This is a genomic window from Streptomyces sp. NBC_00988 (assembly GCF_045162645.1).
Taxonomy (GTDB): domain Bacteria; phylum Actinomycetota; class Actinomycetes; order Streptomycetales; family Streptomycetaceae; genus Streptomyces.
Window position 1 is genome coordinate 5,465,771 of record NZ_CP108730.1, and the last position, 22,103, is coordinate 5,487,873.

A 22,103-nucleotide genomic window follows, 5' to 3' on the forward strand; every position below is an offset into this window, starting at 1 on the left:
GGGGCGCGGGGCTGTGTTCCATTTGCGGCCACCGCCGCGTGGGCGCGACCAGCCCCCACCGGCCCGCACATGACCAGAACAGAACCGCGCCCCCGTCACATCACTCCGCCGCGGCCCGCCCCGTAAGCGCGGTCAAACTGCTCCGCACATGATCCATGTGCGCCTGCACGTCATCCCAGGTCTCCCCATGCTCGCGCAGCACCCGCTCCGTGTCCCGGGCAACCCGCTCCGCCCGCACCCGAGCCTCCGCCACCACCTGAGCCGCGCGCGAGGCCGCCTCCTCCTGCCGCCGCCGATCCGACAACTCGGCCTCGGCAAAGGCCTGTTGCGCCTCCCCCAACGCAGTCTCCGCAAGAGCCACCCGCTCGGCATACTCCGTATCCAGAGCAGCCGCCCGCGACGACGCCTCCCGCTCAGCCAACGCCCACCGCTCGTCGTGCTCCTTGGCCTGCTCACCAAGCATCGCCGCGGTCCGCTGCCGTACCTCACGCAACGCGGACAGCGCCTCCGTGCGCCCTTCCTTCACCTCGCGCCGGGCGCCGATCCGGATGTCGTCGGCTTCGGCGCGGGCCGCGAGGAGCCGCTGCCGGGCCCGTTCCTCGACCTCCGCACGGAGCGCGTCGGCGTGTTCCCGCGCGGCTTGAAGCACACCCGCGGCGCGCGCCTCGGCCTCCGCGACCCGCTCCTCCGCCGCACGCCGCGCGGACTCCCGTAGCGCCGCGGCTTCCTCCACCCCCAACTGGAACAACCGCTGAGCCCGCTCACCCAGCGTCTCGTACGTCTGCGGAGCCAGCCGGGACACGGCGACCCGCATCCGCTCGGCCTCCGCCTCCATGTCCTTGGCGAGTACGGTCAGCCGCGCGGCCCGCTCCCACGCCACGTCCCGGTACCGCGAGATCGCCGCCGCGTACGCGTCGACCTGGTCGGGGCGGTAGCCGCGCCCCCGTACGGCCACGAAGCCACGTGGTGACACCGATGCGCTGCTCATCCTGGAACCCCTCTCCATCCGACGGACACGACATGATGATTTGCCGCATATCTTGATGGATCGGGCGTAAGTGTTCATAACGCGACACTCCGCAGACAGGTCACGGGCATCAGGCAACACAAAAGGGCCGGACCCGATCACACGACCGGGTCCGGCCCTTAAATACAGCTCAATACAGCCTGTTCAGCGGATCGGCGTCACAACAACCCGTCCCACATCTGCTCCAGCAACACCGACCACCAGCTCTCCGGCGAACCGAGCGCCGCCGGATCCAGCGAAGCGAGCTGCGCCTGGAAGTCGACGGTCCACCGGCCCGCCTGCTCCTGGTTCAGCCCGTACCGCAGTCGCCACATCCGGCCGAGCAGCGCCAGACAGCGCGCGAACTCGGGCAGCCCCGTGTTCACGAACTGCGGCGGTACGGGCGCGCCGCCCGGCCCCGCCTCCACGGGCACCGCGACGATGTTCGCCGTGCCGTACTGGACGCAGATCGCGCGGCCGAAGTCGCTGCCCATGACGAGGTACGAGCCCGCGTCGGCGGACGGCCGCACCCCGCGCTCCTGCGCGAGTTCGGCCAACGTCGGTACGGGGCGCCCCGGTTGGGCCTGCGCCCAGAAGAACGGGCCCATGTCCATCGGCAGCCCCGCCGCGACCAGCGTGTGCGCGACGACCGGCGGTACGCCCTGCCGGGACACCGCCGCCTGCTCGAACCGGAACACGCCCGGCCCGAACGCGCCCGCCAGTTCCTGCGCGATCGCCTCCGGCGGGATCGGCGGCGTCGGCTGCACCGGCGGCAACAGCGCCCGCACCGGGGCGAGTCGGGCCGGCCCGTCGGCGACCTGGTGCAACTCGCCCTGGTGGGCGAGGAGTTCGCGCATCCCCTGCTGCCGGCTCGCGTGATCCGTGCCGTACGGCGCGATGCTCGCGATGCGGGCCTGTGGCCACTGTTCGCGGATCATCCGCGCGCAGTACGCGCCCGGCAGTTCGCAGGACTCCAACTCCGTGTGCAGTTCGAGGACTTGGTCCGGCGGGATGTTCATGCCGCGCAGCTCGTGGAAGATCTGCCACTCCGGGTGCGGCGTCCCCGGCGCGGACCGCCGGATCAGCTGCTGCTCGGACCCGTCCGGCGCGCGGTACCGCAACACGGCCTGATAACCCGGTCCTACGGTCGGCTGCCCCTGCTGCGGATAGCCGTAGGCGGGCTGCTGCTGCCCGGGGAACGGCTGCCCCGGCGCGGGAGGCATGGGCTGACCGGGCAGCTGCTGCCCAGGGGGCGGCATCGGCTGCTGCTGCGGCGGAGCGCCCGGCGGCATACCGTGGGCGCCCAACGCACCGGGCGCGCCCGGGTATTGCGGCGGCGGGGGCACACCGGGCCCACCCATCGGCGGCCCGGCGAGCATGGTCTCCGCGTGATGCACAGCACCTTGGGCACCGCCCTGGGAACCGGGGTTGCCGGGAGCGCCGGGGGCGTTCGGCGGCTGGGGCGCGCCGGGAGAGCCGGGGGCACCATGGCCACCGGGAACTCCAGGAACTCCGGGCGGCTTTGGCGCACCAGGGGCACCCGGCGACTGCGGAGGCCTCGGCCCCGCGGCCCCAGGGCCACCCTGCCCCGGATCGGCAAGCATCGTCGCGGCATGGTGCGCCCCACCCGGAGGCGTACCACCGGGAGTGTTCGGAGCACCGGGCCCGCCAGGCGCACCCGGCGGCTGCGGAGCACCAGGCCCCTCCGGACCGAGCCCCGAAACCATCTGCGTCGCCACATACCCACCGCCCGGCGCCTGCGGAGGCGGCGGAGGCGATGCGGGCGCACCGCCCGGCCGCGCACCCGGCGTCCCCGGAGCACCCGGCGGAGGAGGCGTCTTGGAACCACCGCCCCGGCGCGGCGGAGGCGCCGCCTTGCTGGTCGCGGCGTCGGCGATGTCCCCGGCGTTGGGCGCGAGCGCCCGCCCCGGCACCCCGGGCCCACCAGGAGGCTGAGGCACGTTACCGGCCCCTTGGGGATACCCGTACGACGACGGAGCCGGCTGAGGCGCACCCTGCGGATACCCGTACGACGGCGGCGTGTTGCCCTGCGGCGCACCACCAGGTCCACCAGGCTCCTGCGAACCCCCGCCCCCACCACCGGAGTTGGAGTTGGAGCGGGACTCATCCAGCGCCGGAGACGTTGCCGTACGCGGGAGTTGGCTCCCCCCGGAGATCAGCGCGGTCTCGGCGTCGGGCGGGGTGTTGTCCTCGGGCTCCCTCAGCGGCGGTGCGAAAACGGTCGCGGGCAGCGGTACCGAACGGTCCTCGCCGGGATCCGCGTTGGTGTCGGTCCCCGCCCAGGGAGTCGCCCCGGCAGGCACGGCGGGCGCGTCGTCCGGCACCCCGGACCCCCCGGCGTCCGGCCACGCCGAAGCGGCGGGCACCCCGGCCTGCGTCTCCGGAAGCGCACGCCCCGCCGGACTCTGCGCCCCAACACCCGCCCCCGCAGCGGGAGTCGAGGCCGAGGCCGACTCCCCCCGGCGGTCCGGAATCCCCAGCTTGTCCGCCGCCTCCTGCAGCCACTCCGGCGGACTCAGCAGGAACGAGGTCTGATTGAGGTCCACCCGGGCGGGAGCCGCCGGTACCGCGTCGGCGATCTCGTCGGGGCGGCCGTACTCCTCCTCGTAGCGGCGGACGACCTCACCCACCGGGAGCGAGGGCCACAGCGTGGCCTCGCCACTGTCGCGGGCGAGCACCATCCGCTGTGCGCCGCCGTCCGAACGCGGTCCGTCGGCGCGGTCCTCGGCCCAGATCACGAAGCCGAGGTCGAACTCCCGCACCCGCACCTCGCGATGCTGGTACGACGGCACATCGCCGTTGATCCACTCCTCGGCGCGCTCCTGCGCCTGCGCGAAGGTCACCATCGGTCAGCTCACTCCCCCACCGCGGACGCCGAGGCCGCGGACGACACCGGAACCGACTGGGCGAACCCGCCGTCCACCATCAGATTGGCCACCGTCTCCAACTCCGGGGGATTTCCCGCGAGTCGGGCCAGGAACTGGTCGAAGTCGTCCCCGGCGCGCAGCAGCAGCCGCTCCACGCGGTCGGCCGGCGCCTGGGACGGGTCGACGTCGCGGGCGTCGTCGTAGGCGCAGAACCAGACCGAACCGATCGCCTGGCCCTTGACCTTGACCGCGAGCAGGCCGCCCTGGACGAAGCCGACGGCCAGGTAGTCCTTGGTGAGGTGGTCGCGCAGGCATTTGTTGATGTAGACGAGGTCGTTGACGGCCGCCTCGTCGCGGACCGTGAAGAAGGGCTGGTCGATCAGCAGCCCCAGATCGGCGTCCAGCGCGGTGCCGATGGGGGCGCAGCCGCCGGCCGCCTTGAGGAACGACCGGTAGGCGCCCGGGAGTCGGTAGCCGAGGTCCTCCTCGACGCCCTGCACCTGCGCCTCGGTCACCGCGACCGTCGACTTCGGCAGTCCGAAGTGCGCGGGGCGGGTCTCCTGGAGCGGGCGGGTGCCGCGCTTGTCGTGGGCGACGGCGGCCGTGGCGATCCCGCCGTGGTGGCGCAGCAGCGCCTTCACGTCGACGGGGACGAGTTCGAGGCGCCGGGTGCCGACCACGTGGTGCCAGGTCCAGCCGTGCGGGGTGGCCACCGCGGGCACGGTGTCCCACAGCTCGTGCCGGGTCGCGGCGAGCGCCGCGTTCGCCGACACGTAGTCCGTGAGGCGCAGTTCGTCGACGCCGAAGCCCTCCGGGGGCTCGGCGATCTCCGCGGCCGCGCGCGCGTACGGCGAGAAGTCGGGGTAGCCGTGCTCGTCCATCCGCACCCCTCTGGGGTGGCGGGCCGCCCGGACCGGGTCCGGGAAGTGCACGACCTGCCCGGCGTAGGCCGCGTTCGGTGGCGCGGCTCGCTGCCCGAGCCGACCTGTCGTCATGGCGGTTGCCCCCTGCGGCATTCAGTACGATTCACAGCGGCCGAATGTCCAACTCGCCCTACTGTGCCCCGTATCGACTGTCTCGTCTTCTTGACGTCTTCGTTCGCCTGTCTCCACGCGTCGACCGCGTGGAACGCGGTGCGGACAGCCTATGCGGTACGGCGACACCGGTCACCGGCAGCGGTCGGCCGCACCCCCTCGCCGCACCCCTCACGGAACGCACCGCACCCGTCACCGGATCTCCACTTCCGTGACCTGCCGTCACCCCGTCGTGACAGCCCGCCGAAGCCCTGGCGTGTCGCACCGCCCCAGCTACCGCACCAGCCACGGCATTTGGCACTCTGTGACGCGCCGGGGGATGCTCGGGAGGGGATGACGATCATGAACGCGACGCAGACGGGACCGCACACCGGGGCGCACACCGGGCCTTCAGGCGACCCCCGGGTCGGCTGGAGCGCCACCGAGGGACCGCACGTACCCGCCCTCAGCCACCGCCGTGACGGCATACTTCCGACCGTCGCCGCCGCCCTCTCCGTGCGCGGCGCCACCACCCTCACCGGGACCGCCGCCCGCGGCGACCAGGCACCCGCGCTGCACCCGCTCGTGCAGGACTTCCTCGACACCCTCGGCAGCGCGCAGCGCGACCGGTTCACCGGCCGCTGCGCCGAGGCGATCCTGATCTCCCGCCACATCGCCGCCGCCGACGCCGACCGCAGCAAACGCGCCGCGCGCAAGCCGATGACCAACGGCGAGGCCCGCAAGACCCTCAAGCAGGCCAAGCTCACCGCCCGCCGCATCCGCGAGGACGGCGACCCCCTGCACGGCAGCTTCGCGGCCCCCTGCCGGGCCTGCGCAGCCCTGAGCGCCCACTTCGGCGTCCGAGTCGTCGACCCCGCGACGGAAACCGGCTGACACCCACCCCCGTACCACCACAGGACCTCAGCACCTCAGCACGACCGCACCACCGTCCCTGACGCCGACGATCGAAGGGCAGATGCACGCCGACCGCCACTCCACCACGCGCTTCTCCGTACCCGTGGACGCCGCCCTGCGCGCCGCGGGCTGGCAGCCCGGCCGCTGGGACATAAAACAGGCCGAGATCTGGGCGGACACCCTGCGCGACCACACCTCGCCCGCGGGACACCAGCACGCCGTCTTCCCGGCGGCGGTGGAGGCCTGGGCCGAGTTCGGCGGCCTGCACATCACGCCCTCGGGCCCCGGCCGCCAGATCTCCCCGGTGGCGCTCCACCTGGACCCGCTGCACGGCCTCCACATGGCCCGCACCCTCGGCGACCTCGGCCGGGCCCTGGACACCGACGTCAGCCCGCTGGGCGAGGAACCGGACACCCAGTCCCTCCTGGCCATCGACTCCGAGGGCCGCGTCTACGCCCTCGACCACACCGGCGACTGGTACCTGGGCGGTGACATCGACCAGGCCCTCGCCACCCTGGTCTCGGGCATAGAGCCGGTACGGCTGACGGCGGGCTGACCCGGATCCACCCCGGTCACGTCGCCGGAATGACCGCCGACACCCGGAAACCGCCGGCATCCGTGGGCCCGGACACGAACACCCCGCCCAGCGCGAGCACCCGCTCCCGCATCCCCACCAGCCCGTTGCCCCCGGAGGGCAGCCGCGCCGCCGACGCGGAGGCGAGCTCGGGCGGCGGCTCGTTCTCGACCTGCATCGCGATCTCCGACACCCGGTGCGCGAGCCGTACGTGGGTCTTCGCGCCCGCCGCGTGCTTGTGGACGTTCGTCAACGCCTCCTGCACCACCCGGTACGCGGTCTGCTCGATCTCCGCCGCGTAGGACCGGGTCTCCCCCTCCACCGACAGGTCCACGGCCATCCCGGCCGCCGCGGACTGGCCGAGCAGCTCGTCCACGTCGGACAGACAGGGGCCGTCGCCCGCGCCCTCGTCGTCGACCGCCCGGGAAGCCGCTGCCGCCGCGGCCACGCCCACCGCGACCAGCGGTACGGCCGTCCGCTCGCGGGCGTCCCGGCTGTCGCCGCTCCTCAACACCCCGAGCATCTCCCGCAGTTCGGTGAGTGCCTGGCGTCCCATGTCCCCGACGAGCGCGGCGTTCTTGACGGCCTTCTCGGGGTCCTTGCGGGCCACCGCCTGGAGCGCGGCCGCGTGCACGACCATCAGGCTGACCCGGTGTGCGACGACGTCGTGCATCTCCCGTGCGATCCGGGTCCGTTCCTCGCCCCGGGCCCACTCGGCGCGCTCCTCGGCGCGCTCCGCGAGGAGCTGGAGTTCCCGCTCCAGGCTGTCCGCGCGCTCCCGGAGGCTCTCCATCAGCCGGCGCCGGGCGCCGACGTAGAGGCCGAGCAGGACGGGCGGCGCGGTCATCCCGACCGCGGTGGTGATGGAGGCGAACGGGACGAACCAGTCGCCGAGTTCCCAGGTCCCGCGCTGCATGTCCTGCCGTACCCGGACGAACATGACGATGAGCATGCCGAGGAACGACATCCCGGCCAGCGATCCGATGATCCGGCGCGGCAGTTCGGAAGCGGCCAGGGTGTACAGGCCGACGATGCCCATCAGGTAGCCCATCTGGGCCGGGGTGATGGCGATGGAGACGAGGACGACGGCGATCGGCCACTTCCGGCGGACGATCAGCGCCGAACCGGCCAGCACCCCGAAGACGACACCGACGGCGGCCGGGATCCCCGCGTCGTGCGCGAACCGGACCCCCTCCGCCCCGCACTCCGCGGCGGACCCCGCCGCGAGCCCCGTGTCCAGCACCGCACTGCGCCACCTGGTCCACCACCCCGGCCCTCCCCGGGCCGTGGCATGGTCTTCCCCCGTCGTGGTCATGCCTCCAGCCTACGGGCGTTCAGGCCCGCTTTTCCGGCGAGTTTCCGTGCACCGGCCTACACCACGGCCCGTAATCGAACAGCCACGAAACCGATCACCCGGGACAAGTCCCGTCGCACGGAGGGCATCACGTACGGCATAGTGTTCTGTGCCCACTCGGCGACCAGGCTAAATGTCCGGTTCTCACGAGTTTGATCCCCCGTGGTGTAATTGGCAGCACCGTGGCTTTTGGTGCCATTTGTCCGGGTTCGAGTCCTGGCGGGGGAGCAACAACCTCTTCCAGCAACCCTGTTCGGGCCCTGACAGCACTGTCAGGGCCCACTCTCATGTCCCCCATGAAACGCCCCGGTATCCTGCGAATGTCCACCCCCCAGCATTCCGAAGCCGAAGGGCAAACCCGTGAGCGCCATTCGCCCGGCAGCCGTCGTCGTCCTCGCAGCGGGTGAGGGCACCCGTATGAAGTCGGCCACACCGAAGGTCCTGCACGAGCTCTGCGGCCGGACCCTCGTCGGTCATGTGCTGGCCGCCGCCCGCGAGTTGGAGCCGGAGAACCTGGTCGTCGTCGTGGGCCACGCCCGCGAGCAGGTGACCGCGCACCTCGGTGAGACCGACCCCGGCGTACGGACCGCGGTCCAGGCCGAGCAGAACGGCACCGGGCACGCCGTACGCATGGCGCTCGAAGAGCTAGGCACCGTCGACGGGACCGTGGTCGTCGTCTGCGGCGACACCCCCCTCCTGCGCGGCGGGACCCTGCGCGCCCTCACCGCCAACCACTCCGCCGACGGCAACGCGGTGACCGTGCTGACCGCCGAGGTCCCGGACGCCACCGGCTACGGCCGGATCGTCCGCGACGGCGCCTCCGGCGCGGTGACCGCGATCGTCGAGCACAAGGACGCCTCCGACTCGCAGCGCGCGATCCGCGAGATCAACTCCGGAGTCTTCGCGTTCGACGGGCAGTTGCTCGCCGACGCCCTCGGCAAGGTGCGGACCGACAACAGCCAGGGCGAGGAGTACCTCACCGACGTCCTCGGCATCCTGCGCGAGGCCGGACACCGGGTCGGCGCCTCCGTCGCGGGCGACCACCGCGAGATCGCCGGCATCAACAACCGCGTCCAGCTGTCCGAGGCGCGCCGCATCCTCAACGACCGGCTGCTCACCGAGGCCATGCTCGGCGGGGTCACCGTCATCGACCCGGCGACGACCTGGATCGACGTCGCCGTCACCTTCGGCCAGGACGCGATCGTCCACCCCGGCACCCAGCTGCACGGCACCACCCACATCGGCGAGGGCGCCGAGGTCGGCCCCAACACCCGCCTGACGGACACCACCGTCGAGGCCGGCGCCCGCGTCGACAACACCGTCGCCGTCAGCTCGCACATCGGCCCGCAGGCGTCCGTCGGGCCGTACGCCTATCTCCGTCCCGGCACCCGCCTGGGCACCAAGGGCAAGATCGGCACGTACGTCGAGACGAAGAACGCGACGATCGGCGAGGGCACGAAGATCCCGCACCTCTCCTACGTCGGGGACGCGACGATCGGCGAGTACACCAACATCGGTGCCGCCAGCGTCTTCGTGAACTACGACGGCAAGGACAAACACCACACCACCGTGGGATCGCATTGCCGGACGGGTTCGGACAATATGTTTGTGGCACCCGTCACGGTCGGGGACGGCTCGTACACCGCCGCCGGCTCCGTGATCACGAAGGACGTACCGCCCGGTTCGCTGGCCGTGGCCCGTGGCCAGCAGCGGAATATCGAGGGCTGGGTGGCCCGCAAGCGTCCGGGCAGCGCGGCGGCGAAGGCCGCTGAAACGGCTTCCCGCCAGGGCGAGAGCGAGAACTGACCGGAAACGGGCGCGTCGAACACGGCGTACCGTGATAAACGCACACCCAGTTGAATGACCTCTGAGGAGACAGTGCTGTGACCGGGATCAAGACGACCGGCGAGAAGAAGATGATGTTCTTCTCCGGCCGCGCCCACCCCGAGCTTGCCAAGGAGGTCGCCCAGCAGCTGGGTGTCGGGGTAGTCCCGACGAAGGCCTTCGACTTCGCGAACGGCGAGATCTACGTCCGCTTCGAGGAGTCGGTGCGCGGTGCGGACTGTTTCGTGATCCAGAGCCACACGGCTCCCATCAACCAGTGGGTCATGGAGCAGCTCATCATGATCGACGCGCTCAAGCGCGCGTCGGCCCGCTCCATCACCGTCATCGTGCCGTTCTACGGCTACGCCCGGCAGGACAAGAAGCACCGCGGCCGTGAGCCGATCTCGGCCCGGCTCATCGCGGACCTGATGAAGACGGCGGGCGCTCACCGCATCCTCACCGTCGACCTGCACACCGACCAGATCCAGGGCTTCTTCGACGGCCCCGTGGATCATCTCTTCGCCCTCCCGCTCCTCGCGGACTACGTGGGCTCCAAGGTCGACCGCAGCAAGCTGACCGTCGTCTCCCCGGACGCCGGCCGCGTGCGCGTCGCCGACCGCTGGTGCGACCGCCTCGGCGCGCCCCTCGCGATCGTGCACAAGCGGCGCGACAAGGACGTGGCGAACCAGGTGACCGTCCACGAGGTCGTCGGCGAGGTCAAGGGCCGCGTCTGCGTCCTGGTCGACGACATGATCGACACCGGCGGCACGATCTGCGCCGCCGCCGACGCCCTGTTCGCGCACGGCGCGGAGGACGTCATCGTGACGGCCACCCACGGCGTGCTCTCCGGCCCCGCCGCGGACCGCCTGAAGAACTCCCGCGTCAGCGAGTTCGTCCTCACCGACACCCTCCCCACCCCGGGCGAGGTCGGCGCCGACCTCGACAAGATCACGGTCCTGTCGATCGCCCCGACCATCGCGAGCGCGGTCCGCGAGGTATTCGAGGACGGCTCGGTGACAAGCCTCTTCGACGAGCACTGAGACAGCCCGTCATAGATCGATTTCTGTTACGGCCTCCCCGCCGAGTAAGCTGTCACAGTTGCTCGGCGAGGGAGGCCGTACCGGTTTTCGGGTACGGCGGTCCGTTATCGACGCGCTCTTCGTAGCAGGCCGATGTTCGGCCGGGTGACCGCCTTCCCCGACTGTTCTACGAGGAGTGACCATGGCCGACGTCAAGCTCGCCGCCGAGACCCGCACCGAGTTCGGCAAGGGTGCCGCCCGCCGTATCCGCCGTGACAAGAAGGTCCCCGCCGTGGTCTACGGCCACGGTGTCGACCCGCTGCACATCACTCTGCCGGGCCACGAGCTGCAGCTCGCCCTGCGTACCCCGAACGTCCTGCTCACCCTGGACATCGAGGGCACGACCCAGCTCGCCATCCCGAAGGCCGTCCAGCGTGACGCCATCAAGGGCAACCTGGAGCACGTCGACCTGCTCACCGTGAAGAGCGGCGAGAAGGTCACCGTCGAGGTCTACGTGCACACCGAGGGCGAGCTGGCCCCGGGCTCGTTCCTGCTGGAGCACGTGCTGAGCACGATCACCGTCGAGGCCGAGGCCACGCACATCCCCGAGTCGGTCACCGTGTCCATCGCGGGCCTGGAGGCCGGTGCCTCCATCGCCGCCAAGGACATCCCGCTGCCCAAGGGCACCACGCTGGCGATCGACGAGGACGCGGTCGTCCTCCAGGTCCTGGCCGCTCAGGCGGAGGAGGCCTCCGCGGACGCCGACGCCGAGGCCACCGAGGCCTGATCCGCACCGCTCACCGTTTCGTCAGCCGCTGTTCCCACCGGGAGCAGCGGCTGGCTGCCAGAGGTCCGGGGGTGTCCCCCGAAAAGCACAGCAAGGAGACATGGACGTGACGACCGACGCCAATGCCCCCTGGCTGATCGTGGGACTCGGCAACCCCGGCCCCGAGTACGCGAACAACCGGCACAACGTGGGCTTCATGGTGGCCGACCTCCTCGCCGAGCGGATCGGCGGCAAGTTCAAGCGGGCCGGGAAGGCACAGGCGCAGGTCCTGGAGGGCCGGATCGGGGCGCCGGGTCCGGCGAGCCGCCGGGTCGTGCTGGTGAAGCCGACGTCGTTCATGAACCTGTCGGGCGGCCCGGTCAACGCGCTGCGTGACTTCTACAAGGTGCCGCTCGCGAACGTCCTCGCCGTGCACGACGAACTCGACATCGACTACGGCACCCTCCGCCTCAAGCTCGGCGGCGGCGACAACGGCCACAACGGCCTGAAGTCGATGACGAAGGCGATGGGCCCGGACTACCACCGGGTGCGGTTCGGCATCGGGCGTCCGCCGGGCCGTATGCAGGTCGCCGACTTCGTCCTGAAGGACTTCTCCTCCACGGAGCGCAAGGAGCTGGACTTCCTGGTGGACCGGGCGACCGACTCCGTGGAGTGTCTGGTGAGCGAGGGCCTGGAGCGGGCGCAGAGCGCGTACAACTCCTGAGCCGTCCGACTCGCCCGACTTGCCTGCCTTGACCGACTTAACCGGCTTAACCGGCTTGTCCCCTGCGGGAGTTGACCGCGCGTGCGGATATGGCCAATGATCCCCGCCATGTCACCCGCAGCCTCCGCTTCCCCCGGCGCCTTCGCCGCCCTGAACTTCGGACGGCTCGCGGCGATGGGCACGGTCACCGTGCTGATCCTGATCGCCGGGGTGTGGGGCTCGTGGCCGACCGCCCACAACGTGATGCTGACCAAGGGCCGCGAGACCGGCACGATCCAGGTCACCGCGTGCGGCGACGCCACCTGCACCGGCCCGTACACACCGGTCTCGACGGGGTCGAAGGCCCGCGCCGAGGTCGTCATCGACCACACGGTCGCGGTGAAGAAGGGCCAGACGTACACCGTCGTCGTGAAGCCCGGCACCGACGAGGTCATGCGCTCCGGCCCCGCCGGCATCCTCTACGCCTGGGTGCCCCTCGGCGGCGCCCTGTTGCTCGCCTCGGTGGTGGTCGCGGGCGGGCTGCGGCTGACCCGGGCCGCGTGGGTGCTGGCGGGGACGGGGATGGCCTTGCTGACGGCGGCGTTCCTGGCACTCTGACCAACGAAAAGGGTGCCCCCGAGCTTCTACGACAGCTCGGGGGCACCCTTCGTCCGTATCCGGTCAGCCGGTGTTGCGCAGGCCCGCCGCCACACCGTTGACGGTGAGGAGCAGGGCCCTGCTCAGCAGCGGGTCGGGGTCGGCGCCGGCCGCGGCCTCGTCGCGCTGGCGCTTCAGCAGTGTCACCTGGAGGTACGAGATCGGGTCGAGGTAGGCATCCCGGATGGTGAAGGTCTGCTTCAACACCGGGGTGGCGTCGAGGAGTTCGGCCTCGCCGGTGACGCGGAGCACCTCGGTGACGGTCAGTTCGTGCTCGGCCCGGATGGTGTCGAACACGTGCTTGAGGTTGTCGGGGACGAGGGTGTCGACGTAGTGCTGGGCGATCCGCAGGTCCGTCTTCGCGAGGGTCATCTCGACGTTGGAGATGAAGTTGCGGAAGAAGTGCCACTGCCCGTGCATCTCGTCGAGCACGGTGTCGAGGCCGGCCTCGCGCAGTGCCTTCAGGCCGGAGCCGACGCCGAACCAGCCGGGCACGATCTGCCGGGACTGGGTCCAGCCGAACACCCACGGGATGGCGCGCAGTCCGTCGAGCGAGACGCCCGAGCCGGGGCGGCGGGAGGGCCGCGAGCCCAGGTGCAGATCGGCGAGCTGGTCCACCGGCGTGGAGGCGAGGAAGTACGTCGGCAGGTCCGGGTCCTCGACCAGCCTGCGGTAGGCGTCGTGGGCCGCGTCCGAGACCAGGTCCATGGCCGCGTCCCAGCGGGCCAGCGCCTCGTCGGACTGGCGGGGCGAGGTGTGCAGGGCGGAGGCCTGGAGGGTTGCCGCGACGGTCAGTTCGAGGTTCTCGCGGGCCAGTGACGGCACCAGGTACTTGTCGGAGATGACCTCGCCCTGCTCGGTCACCTTGATCTCGCCCTCCAGGGTGCCCCAGGGCTGGGCGAGGATCGCGTCGTGGGACGGGCCGCCACCGCGGCCGACGGTTCCGCCGCGGCCGTGGAAGAGCCGGAGGCGGACGCCGTAGCGGTGGGCCACGTCACGTAGGCGGCGCTGCGCCCGGTGGATCTCCCACTGCGAGGTCGTGATGCCACCGAACTTCGACGAGTCGGAGTACCCGAGCATGACCTCCTGGACGTCCCCGCGCAGCGCCACGAGCCGCCGGTAGGACGGGTCGGAGAGCATGTCCTCAAGGATGGTGTCGGCGGCCTTCAGCTCGTCCGTGGTCTCCAGCAGCGGCACGATGCCGACCTTCGCCCACCCGGCGTGCAGGTCGATCAGGCCGGCCTCGCGGGCCAGGACGGCGGCGGCGAACACGTCGTCGGCGCCCTGGCACATCGAGATGATGTACGACTCGATGACCTCGGGCCCGAAGACGGCGAGCGCCTTCTTGACGGTCTCGAAGACACCGAGGGTCTTCTCACCGGCCGCGTCGACGGGCGCGGGGGTGGGAGCCAAAGGCCTCCGGGACCTGAGCTCCTTCGCGAGCAGCTTCGCGCGGTACTCGCGGGGCATGTCCGAGTAGCGCCAGGACTCCTCGCCGAGCCGGTCGAAGAGCTGGCCGAGCGCGTGGTGGTGGGCGTCCGCGTGCTCGCGTACGTCCATGGTCGCGAGCTGGAGGCCGAACGCGCCGAGCGTGCGGATCGTACGGTCCATGCGGCCGTCGGCGAAGAGGCCGCCGCGGTGGGCACGCAGGGAGGTCTGGATCAGGGTGAGGTCGTGCAGCAGCTCGGCGGTGCCGAGGTAGTCGCGGCCGTCCTCGTGCGGGGTGCCCTTGGCCAGGCGGGTCTTGGTGTTCTCCAGCTTCTGCCGGATGCAGGTGGCCTTGAGGCGGTACGGCTCCTCGGCGTTGAGGCGCTTGTAGCGGGGGCTGATCTCGGGCAGCCGCTCCAGGTCGGTCCGGAGGGAGGTGAGCAGCTCCTCCGTCGCGCCCGTGTAGCGGATGGAGTTGGAGAGGAAGCCGCGCAGCTCGTCGATCGTCTCCAGGGCGTCGTTGATGCCGTGCTCGTGCTGGAGGATCAGGACGTCCCAGGTGACCTGCGGGGTCACGTTCGGGTTGCCGTCGCGGTCGCCGCCGATCCAGGTGCCGAAGGTGAGCGGGCGGGTGTCGTCGGGCAGCTTGACGCCGACGCGCTCCAGCTCGGCGGTCAGGTCCTCCAGGACGTCACCTACGGCACCGGCGTGCAGCTCGTCCAGGTAGTAGATGGCGTTACGGGCCTCGTCGGCCGGTTCCGGGCGTACGACGCGCAGCTCGTCGGTCTGCCACACCAGGTCGATGTTCTCGGCCAGACGGGTGTCGTAGCGACGGCGGTCGGACGCGATGACCGGGGTCTCCAGAAGCGTGGCGATGCGCCGGAGCTTGTTGAGGACCGACCGGCGCGCGGCCTCGGTGGGGTGCGCGGTGAAGACCGGGCGGACGTTCAGGTTCTTGACCGTCTCGCGCAGGTGGTCGGGGTCGGCGTCCTTGAGGCGGTCGGCCGTACGGGCGAGGAGTCCGCCCTCGGCGGCACGGCGGGCGCGCAGCTCGCGGCCGCGGTGCACCTGCTCGGTGACGTTGGCGAGGTGGAAGTAGGTGGAGAAGGCGCGGACCAGCTTCGCGGCGGTCTCCAGCTCTATGCCGCGCAGCAGCTCGGCGGCGGCCTCGCCGTCCTCCCGGGTGAGGCGGCGGACCTTCTCGACCAGTTCGAGCAGCTCGGGGCCCTCCTGGCGGACGAGGGTCTCGCCCAGAAGATCGCCCAGGCGCCTGATGTCGGCGCGCAGCGCACTGCCGGTCGAGGTGGTGCTCGTGGTCAGGTCGTCGGCACTGCTCACAGGTGCGGCTCCTTGCAGTGTTTGAAGCTCGTCCGGAGGGAACCCGGACGGCGGTCCCGCTGCGGCTGCCGCATACGGGACGGATCTTCCGGGAAGAAAACAGAGCGGACCGCGCTGTCCGACCGACACCCAGGATAGGTGTCCACTCTGACGCGCGGTCTCACGGGCTTCGTCCGCCGGTCGACGCGCTGCCATACTTACGTCGCCGTAGGTTACGGAACCGTAGGGAAGTCCATGCTGAACTGTTGCTGCCCGGCTTCCGCCGTCCGACGCTCCGCCTCCACCTCCGAACCCCACAGGGGACGCCCATGACCACGAGCTCCGATGTGATCGACGACGCCCCGCGGGCGAACGACGACGGCACTCCGCTCCCCGCCGCCACGCGGGGCGGCGAGAAGAAGGGGTCGCTGGAACAACTCACTCTTCTCCTCTTCATCACCGTCCCGTTCCTGGCCCTGCTCGCGGCGGTGCCGCTGGCGTGGAGCTGGGGCGGGGTGAGCTGGCTGGACCTCGGCCTGCTGGTGTTCTTCTACTACCTCGGCTGCCACGGCGTGACGATCGGCTACCACCGGTACTTCACGCACGGCTCCTTCAAGGCCAAGCGCCCGCTGCGGATCGCCATCGCGATCGCCGGGTCGATGGCCGTCGAGGGGCCGCTGGTCCGCTGGGTCGCCGACCACCGCAAGCACCACAAGTTCTCCGACGCCGAGGGCGACCCGCATTCGCCGTGGCGCTACGGCGAGACCGTGCCCGCGCTGATCAAGGGCCTGTGGTGGGCGCACATCGCCTGGATGTTCGACGAGGAGCGCACCCCGCAGGAGAAGTACGCCCCGGACCTGATCAAGGACAAGGCGATCCGGGCGATCTCCCGCCAGTTCATCTTCTGGACGATGCTGTCGCTCGCGCTGCCGCCGCTGATCGGCGGACTGGCCACGATGTCCTGGTGGGGCGCGTTCACCGGCTTCTTCTGGGGCTCGCTCGTGCGGGTCGCGCTGCTGCACCACGTCACCTGGTCGATCAACTCGATCTGCCACGCGGTCGGCAAGCGCCCCTTCAAGTCCCGTGACCGTTCCGGCAACGTGTGGTGGCTGGCGATCCTGTCCTGCGGCGAGTCCTGGCACAACCTGCACCACGCCGACCCGACCTCCGCGCGGCACGGTGTGGAGCGCGGCCAGCTGGACTCCTCGGCGCGGATCATCCGCTGGTGCGAGCAGCTCGGCTGGGCCTATGACGTGCGCTGGCCGTCACGCTCGCGTATCGATTCGCGCCGTATCTCCGGTACGGACGGCTCTCAGCCCCGGAAGGAGTCGGCAGAGGCGGCATGATTGACGCCGTGGCGACCGATCCCAGCAGCACCCCGAGCAACGAGAAGCCCCGACGCGCGCGCCGCACCCGGATGACGGGAGCCGAGCGACGGGCCCAGCTGCTGGAAGTCGGCCGCACGCTCTTCGCGACGAAGGGCTTCGAGGCCACGTCGGTGGAGGAGATCGCGGCGAAGGCCGGGGTCTCCAAGCCGGTGGTCTACGAGCACTTCGGCGGCAAGGAGGGCCTGTACGCGGTGGTCGTGGACCGCGAGATGCGCCGCCTGCTGGACATGGTGACCAGCTCGCTCACGGCCGGCCACCCCCGCGAACTCTGCGAACAGGCGGCCTTCGCCCTCCTCGACTACATCGAGGAGTACACGGACGGCTTCCGCATCCTGGTCCGCGACTCCCCCATCCCCCAGTCGACGGGTTCCTTCGCGTCCCTGATCTCGGACATCGCGACGCAGGTCGAGGACATCCTGGGCCGCGAGTTCAAGAGCCGGGGCTTCGACGCCAAGCTCGCCCCCCTCTACGCCCAGGCCCTCGTCGGCATGGTCGCCCTCACCGGCCAGTGGTGGCTGGACGTCCGCCGCCCGAAGAAGGCCGAGGTCGCCGCCCATCTGGTGAACCTGGCGTGGCACGGGCTGGACGGGCTGGAGTCGAAGCCACATTTGATAGGGCGCCGAAAAAGCTGAACCCGTAGGTACGGAGAAAGTGGCGGGGCCCCTGCCTCTCAGCAGGGGCCCCGCCACAGCCGTCCACCGCCGGCGCGTCAGCGCTTGAAGGCGTCCTTGGCCTTCCCGTCCTTCACCACGGTTCATCACTCCCGGTCGGATCGGAACTCGGTGTACTCGGCGCCACGACCCGGGTAGCCGCGACAGCGAGGGACAAACACCGATCAGGCGTCCGGCTCCAGGAACTCCAGCCGGTTCCCCACCGGATCCTCCGAGTAGAAGCGCCGGTACCCCGGCAGGTCCTCGTCCCAAGTGACGGGCGCCCCAAGGGACTTCAGCCGGGCCGCGTACGCCTCGATGCCGGTCACGCGGAGCCCGGGGTGGGCCTTCTTCGCGGGTCGGAAGTCGACCTCCACACCCAGGTGGAGTTGCACAGCCCCCGCCCCGAACCAGCACCCGCCCCGCGCCGCCAGCACCGGCGGCTTGGGGATCTCGGTCATCCCGAGGACGTCGACGTAATACCGCCGCAGCGCGTCCTCCGAGCCCGCCGGGGCCGCCAACTGCACGTGATCCACGGCCGCGAGCACCCCTCACACCTCCTTGCGGGCCACCGCGAACAGGCGGCGGAACGGGAGCACCGTGCCGTAGTCGGCCGTCGGGTACGCCTCGCGGAGCAGGTCGCGGTACTCCGTCACGAACGCGTCCCGTGCCTCCGGGTCGTCCGCCAGGGCCGTCAGGGCTGGGCGCAGGCCCGTGCCCTTGACCCAGTCGAGGACGGGGTCCTCGCCGGGGAGGACGTGCTGGTACGTCGTCTGCCAGACGTCGGGGGCGCAGCCCAGGCGGGCCAGGTGGTCGAGGTAGACGCCCGGGGCGTGGACCGAGTCCTCGCGGCGCAGGACCTCGCCGAGGCGGCTCTTCCAGCGGGCGGTGGCGGCCAGTTCACGCATCAGGGCGTGCAGGGGCGCGTCGATGTTGTCCGGCACCTGGAAGGCGAAGGTGCCGCCGGGGGCCAGCGCGGCCACCCAGTCGCCGAACCGGTCCAGGTGACCCGGCACCCACTGCAGCGCCGCGTTCGACACGATCAGGTCGTACGTCTGGGTCGGCGTCCACTCCGTCGCGTCCGCGTGGGCGAAGTCGAGCCGGCCGCCGCCGGGGGTGGGACCGGCGTAGGGCTCGGTCTTGGCGAGCATCTCGGGCGAGTTGTCGTAGCCGGTGATGTGCGCGGTGGGCCAGCGGTCGGCGAGGACGGTGGTCACGTTGCCGGGGCCGCAGCCGAGGTCGGCGATCCGGGGCGCGGTACCGGGGAGGTCGGTGACGCGGGCGAGGAGGTCGGCGAACGGGCGGGCGCGGTGGCCGGCGTGGCGCAGGTACTGAGCGGGGTCCCAAGTCGTCATGGCTTCTACCTTCCCCGCCCACATATCTTGATGTCAAGAGACTCTGGGTCAAGAGGCTTGATATCAAGAGACTTCATGTCGACACAACCACTACACTGATCGTCATGGAGGACGAGGTCGATCGGCTTGTCGCAGCGTGGCGCCGGGAGCGCCCCGACCTCGACGTGGAGCCACTTGAGGTGCTCAGCCGGGTGAGCAGGCTGGCCCGGCATCTGGACCGGGCCCGTCGGCTGGCGTTCGCCGAGCACAGCCTGGAGCCCTGGGAGTTCGACGTGCTGACGGCGCTCAGGCGCGCGGGCAGCCCCTACCAGCTCTCCCCCGGCCAGCTGCTGACACAGACCCTGGTCACGTCCGGCACGATGACGAACCGTATCGACCGCCTGGCACAGAAGGGTCTGGTCGAGCGGCTCCCCGACCCCAGCGACCGCCGGGGCGTGCTGGTCCGCCTCACCGAGGAGGGCCAGGACCGCGCGGACCAGGCCCTGGCCGGCCTGCTGGCACAGGAGCGCGCGATCCTCGCGGAACTCTCCCGCGCCCAGCGGGGCGAACTGGCAGGCCTGCTACGCCAGTTGACCGCCCCGTTCGACAACATCCCCGGCTAGATCCACCGGCCCCACCCCCGCACGCCGGGCGAGAGCCACCGCCGCGAGGGTGGATCGGACGCCCAACCTGCCCGACACCTGCGGAACCCTCCCGCGCCCAGCGGGGCGAACCGGCAGACCTCCTACGCCAGTTGACCGCCCCGTTCGACAACATCCCCGGCCAGGTCGACGGGACCCACACCCGCGCGCCGGGCGAGTGCGACCGCGGCGAGGGTGGAGTGGACTCCCAACTTGCCGAGCACGTTTTGCATATGCGTCCGGACCGTGTGCGGGGAGAGGAAGAGCCGCTCGGCGACCGCTTTCCTCCCCAAGCCGGCCACCATGCAGCGCAGCACTTCCCGCTCCCTCGGAGTCAGCGACTCCACCAGGCGCTCGCTCTCGGTGCGGTGCTTGCGCGCGGCCGTCAACTCCCGCAGGACGCCGGTCAGCAGGGCGGGTGGCAGGTGCGTCTCATCGCGAAGCACCCCTCGGATGACGGTTAAAAGCCTGGACAGCGAGCAGTCCTTGGCGACCCAGCCGGAGGCCCCGGCCTGCAGGGCCAGCGCGGCCCGGCGCGGATCGTCCTTCTCGGCCAGCACGACCATCCGTACGCTCGGCTGCGCCGAACGGACCCCGGCGACCAGAGAGATCCCGTCCACCAGCCCGTCCTCGTTGCCCGCCTGTACGGGTACGGCGGGCCGGACGCCCGGCACGTTGCCGCCCAGATCGGCGTCCACGAGCAGGACGTCGAATCTGCGCCCCTCGGCGTTCGCGCGCTCCATGCAGCGCAGCGCGGCGGGACCACTGCCGGCCGCGGACACGTCGACATCGGGCTCGGCGGCCAGTGCCGCGGCGAGCGACTCGGCGAAGATGCGATGGTCGTCGACGACCAGGACTCGGATGCGAACCACGAAACCCCCTTCCCCAGGCTCCTCAGGGAGCAGGGGATACCTCATCGTCGGGAGACGAAGCGATGGTTGCGGGTACGACGCCCGGGAGCGGCCTGAGCCGCACGGCCGCCGCCGTGCAGACACTGCTACCCCCACATCGGGCGTCGTACCCGACTTGTCTCGCCCCCTGAACAGCACCGGCCCCCACCGGTGCTGCTCACAGCGTACGGCCGGGGCGCAGCAGCGGAACCCAATTTGCAGAACTGACTGTCCGGCGCGTTTATGGTGAGCCGCATGTTTCGTATTGAGACGGAAGTCGACAAGGAGCGACGCGATCTGCTCCGCGCCCGGTTGCTCGAAACCAACACGGCCGCCTCCCCGGTGCTGCGCGCCCTGCGCGGAACGCCTCGCGAACGTGAAGTTCCGCTCCAGGTGTGGGCGTTGGACGGGACGGGCGGGCTGGCCGGCGGGCTGGTCGGGCACAGCTGGGCGGACTGGCTGCATGTGACGTACCTGTGGGTGGACGGCCGGCATCGCGGTACGGGCCTCGGTTCCCGCCTCCTCGGCGAGGCGGAGCGCATCGCCCGCGACGAGCGCGGCTGCGGGGCGGCCCGCCTGGAGACGTGGGACTTCCAGGCGCCGGAGTTCTACAAGAAGCAGGGGTACGAGGTGGTGTGCGTGATCCCGGACTACCCGCCGGGGCTCACCGAGTACACCCTGACGAAGCGGCTGGGCCGGACGAACCTCGGGTGAACACATCTGGGGCGAACGAGACGCTCAGGCCAGTCTCATACTCTCCTCTTACCGTGCCGCCATGAGCATGCTGCGGAAGCTGAACTCCAAGCTCGCCGAGACCACCGGTTACCAGATACGCCGGGTGCCCCCGCCGCCCGGCGCGACGACCGCGGGCTCCCTCGGGGCGATCCCCGCGCCGCGCGGTTCCCGTCCCGCACGCCCCGACCCCGTACTGCCGCAGCCGCCGACGGTGGATCCGGCGGTCGACCGGTTGCTGGAGCGACCGGTGTTCATCCTGACCTCGGTGCGCTCCGGGTCGACGCTGCTGCGCATGATGCTGGGGGCGCACTCCCGGCTGCACTCCGCGCACGAACTCCATCTCACCGGTATCGAGGTCTACTTCAAGTCGGGCACCCCCACGGAACGTTCCCTGCGCACCCTGGGCCTGGGCCACGAGCAGTTGGAGGGCCTGCTCTGGGACCGCGCCCTGCACCGTGAACTGGTCAAGTCCGGCAAGCAGTTCATCGTGGAGAAGACCCCCGGCAACGCCTTCCAGTGGCAGCGCATCGCCGAGACCTGGCCCGACGCCCGCTTCGTCTTCCTGCGCAGACACCCGGGCGCGGTGGCCCGCTCCTGGCACGAGGCGGTCCCGGACCGCACCCGCGAGGAAGCGGCCGAACGCGTCCTGAAATACATGGAGTCCATGCAGGAGGCCCAGGCCGAACTGGGCGGCCACACCCTTCGCTACGAGGACCTCACCACCGACCCGACCACCGAACTCCGGTCCGTCTGCGCCTACTTGGGCCTCCCCTACGAACCCGGCATGACGAACTACGGCAGCAGCCTGGAGAACGCCGTCCTGGGCGCCGGCTTCGGCGACTGGACCGACAAGATCCGCACCGGCCAGGTCCAACCGGACCGCCCGGCACCGGAGTTGGAGGAGATCCCGGAGGTGCTGCGGCCGATGTGCCGGGCGTGGGGGTATCTCTAGGTGAAGTGGCCGGTTGTGGACCTACATTGACTCGGGTCCCTTAAAGTCC

Annotated in this window: 20 protein-coding genes and 1 tRNA gene; 13 read left to right on the forward strand and 8 right to left on the reverse strand. The window is 71.0% G+C overall.

Annotated elements, in window-relative coordinates; translation table 11 throughout:
• Positions 1-100: 100 nt before the first annotated feature.
• From OG496_RS24835 to OG496_RS24845, 3 genes are all read right to left on the reverse strand, one after another.
• Positions 101-988, reverse strand: coding sequence for a cellulose-binding protein (locus OG496_RS24835; protein ID WP_405972445.1), 888 nt, complete (start codon positions 986-988; stop codon positions 101-103).
• Between the two features lie 197 nt (positions 989-1,185).
• Positions 1,186-3,873, reverse strand: a complete 2,688-nt coding sequence (locus OG496_RS24840; protein WP_405972446.1) for an SUKH-4 family immunity protein — start codon at positions 3,871-3,873, stop codon at positions 1,186-1,188.
• 8 nt (positions 3,874-3,881) lie between these two features.
• Positions 3,882-4,889 (reverse strand): SMI1/KNR4 family protein, encoded by a 1,008-nt coding sequence (locus tag OG496_RS24845; protein ID WP_366496992.1) that lies wholly within the window; start codon positions 4,887-4,889, stop codon positions 3,882-3,884.
• A 372-nt stretch (positions 4,890-5,261) separates the two neighbouring features.
• Between OG496_RS24845 and OG496_RS24850 the strand changes: the two genes are divergently transcribed.
• Both OG496_RS24850 and OG496_RS24855 read left to right on the forward strand, forming a co-directional pair.
• Positions 5,262-5,801: a YwqJ-related putative deaminase gene (locus OG496_RS24850; RefSeq protein ID WP_405972447.1), complete on the forward strand. Its 540-nt coding sequence runs from the start codon at positions 5,262-5,264 to the stop codon at positions 5,799-5,801.
• A gap of 82 nt (positions 5,802-5,883) precedes the next feature.
• Positions 5,884-6,378, forward strand: a complete 495-nt coding sequence (locus tag OG496_RS24855; protein WP_366497081.1) for an SUKH-3 domain-containing protein — start codon at positions 5,884-5,886, stop codon at positions 6,376-6,378.
• A gap of 16 nt (positions 6,379-6,394) precedes the next feature.
• Here OG496_RS24855 and OG496_RS24860 read toward each other — a convergent pair whose 3' ends face one another.
• Positions 6,395-7,711: a histidine kinase gene (locus tag OG496_RS24860; RefSeq protein ID WP_366496990.1), complete on the reverse strand. Its 1,317-nt coding sequence runs from the start codon at positions 7,709-7,711 to the stop codon at positions 6,395-6,397.
• Positions 7,712-7,906: 195 nt separating this feature from the next.
• On the opposite strand from OG496_RS24860, the gene OG496_RS24865 reads away from it, so the two are divergent.
• The 6 genes from OG496_RS24865 to OG496_RS24890 all read left to right on the forward strand — a co-directional run bounded on the left by OG496_RS24865 (position 7,907) and on the right by OG496_RS24890 (position 12,680).
• Positions 7,907-7,978: transfer RNA gene (locus OG496_RS24865), tRNA-Gln, on the forward strand.
• A gap of 132 nt (positions 7,979-8,110) precedes the next feature.
• Positions 8,111-9,556 (forward strand): bifunctional UDP-N-acetylglucosamine diphosphorylase/glucosamine-1-phosphate N-acetyltransferase GlmU, encoded by a 1,446-nt coding sequence (gene glmU / locus OG496_RS24870; protein ID WP_366496989.1) that lies wholly within the window; start codon positions 8,111-8,113, stop codon positions 9,554-9,556.
• A gap of 77 nt (positions 9,557-9,633) precedes the next feature.
• Complete coding sequence (locus OG496_RS24875; protein WP_019064636.1) at positions 9,634-10,614, forward strand: ribose-phosphate diphosphokinase; 981 nt, start codon at positions 9,634-9,636, stop codon at positions 10,612-10,614.
• Positions 10,615-10,795: 181 nt separating this feature from the next.
• Positions 10,796-11,380 (forward strand): 50S ribosomal protein L25/general stress protein Ctc, encoded by a 585-nt coding sequence (locus OG496_RS24880; protein WP_405972448.1) that lies wholly within the window; start codon positions 10,796-10,798, stop codon positions 11,378-11,380.
• Between the two features lie 100 nt (positions 11,381-11,480).
• Positions 11,481-12,083 (forward strand): aminoacyl-tRNA hydrolase, encoded by a 603-nt coding sequence (gene pth / locus OG496_RS24885; RefSeq protein ID WP_366496988.1) that lies wholly within the window; start codon positions 11,481-11,483, stop codon positions 12,081-12,083.
• A gap of 96 nt (positions 12,084-12,179) precedes the next feature.
• Positions 12,180-12,680, forward strand: coding sequence for a hypothetical protein (locus OG496_RS24890; RefSeq protein WP_405972449.1), 501 nt, complete (start codon positions 12,180-12,182; stop codon positions 12,678-12,680).
• A gap of 63 nt (positions 12,681-12,743) precedes the next feature.
• On the opposite strand, the gene ppc is transcribed toward OG496_RS24890, so the two are convergent.
• Positions 12,744-15,485 (reverse strand): phosphoenolpyruvate carboxylase, encoded by a 2,742-nt coding sequence (gene ppc / locus OG496_RS24895; RefSeq protein WP_405972450.1) that lies wholly within the window; start codon positions 15,483-15,485, stop codon positions 12,744-12,746.
• A gap of 308 nt (positions 15,486-15,793) precedes the next feature.
• Here ppc and OG496_RS24900 point away from each other — a divergent pair, with 308 nt between their 5' ends.
• Entirely contained in the window at positions 15,794-16,810 is a 1,017-nt protein-coding gene (locus OG496_RS24900; protein ID WP_405972451.1) for an acyl-CoA desaturase, read from the forward strand.
• Positions 16,807-17,484 carry a TetR/AcrR family transcriptional regulator gene (locus tag OG496_RS24905; RefSeq protein WP_019064642.1) on the forward strand — a complete coding sequence of 226 codons (678 nt, stop codon included), beginning with the start codon at positions 16,807-16,809 and terminating at the stop codon, positions 17,482-17,484. The genes OG496_RS24900 and OG496_RS24905 overlap by 4 nt, the downstream gene beginning before the upstream one ends.
• Before the next feature lie 203 nt (positions 17,485-17,687).
• On the opposite strand, the gene OG496_RS24910 is transcribed toward OG496_RS24905, so the two are convergent.
• Positions 17,688-18,050, reverse strand: coding sequence for a VOC family protein (locus OG496_RS24910; protein WP_405972452.1), 363 nt, complete (start codon positions 18,048-18,050; stop codon positions 17,688-17,690).
• A gap of 3 nt (positions 18,051-18,053) precedes the next feature.
• Complete coding sequence (locus OG496_RS24915) at positions 18,054-18,857, reverse strand: trans-aconitate 2-methyltransferase (protein WP_405972453.1); 804 nt, start codon at positions 18,855-18,857, stop codon at positions 18,054-18,056.
• 104 nt (positions 18,858-18,961) lie between these two features.
• On the opposite strand from OG496_RS24915, the gene OG496_RS24920 reads away from it, so the two are divergent.
• Positions 18,962-19,459, forward strand: coding sequence for a MarR family winged helix-turn-helix transcriptional regulator (locus tag OG496_RS24920; protein WP_019064646.1), 498 nt, complete (start codon positions 18,962-18,964; stop codon positions 19,457-19,459).
• A gap of 122 nt (positions 19,460-19,581) precedes the next feature.
• Here the strand turns inward: OG496_RS24920 and OG496_RS24925 are convergent, their stop codons facing one another.
• Positions 19,582-20,349 (reverse strand): response regulator transcription factor, encoded by a 768-nt coding sequence (locus OG496_RS24925; RefSeq protein WP_033284298.1) that lies wholly within the window; start codon positions 20,347-20,349, stop codon positions 19,582-19,584.
• A gap of 261 nt (positions 20,350-20,610) precedes the next feature.
• Here OG496_RS24925 and OG496_RS24930 point away from each other — a divergent pair, with 261 nt between their 5' ends.
• Both OG496_RS24930 and OG496_RS24935 read left to right on the forward strand, forming a co-directional pair.
• Positions 20,611-21,081, forward strand: a complete 471-nt coding sequence (locus tag OG496_RS24930; protein ID WP_366496980.1) for an N-acetyltransferase — start codon at positions 20,611-20,613, stop codon at positions 21,079-21,081.
• A gap of 61 nt (positions 21,082-21,142) precedes the next feature.
• Positions 21,143-22,054, forward strand: coding sequence for a sulfotransferase family protein (locus OG496_RS24935; RefSeq protein ID WP_405972454.1), 912 nt, complete (start codon positions 21,143-21,145; stop codon positions 22,052-22,054).
• Positions 22,055-22,103 lie beyond the last annotated feature (49 nt).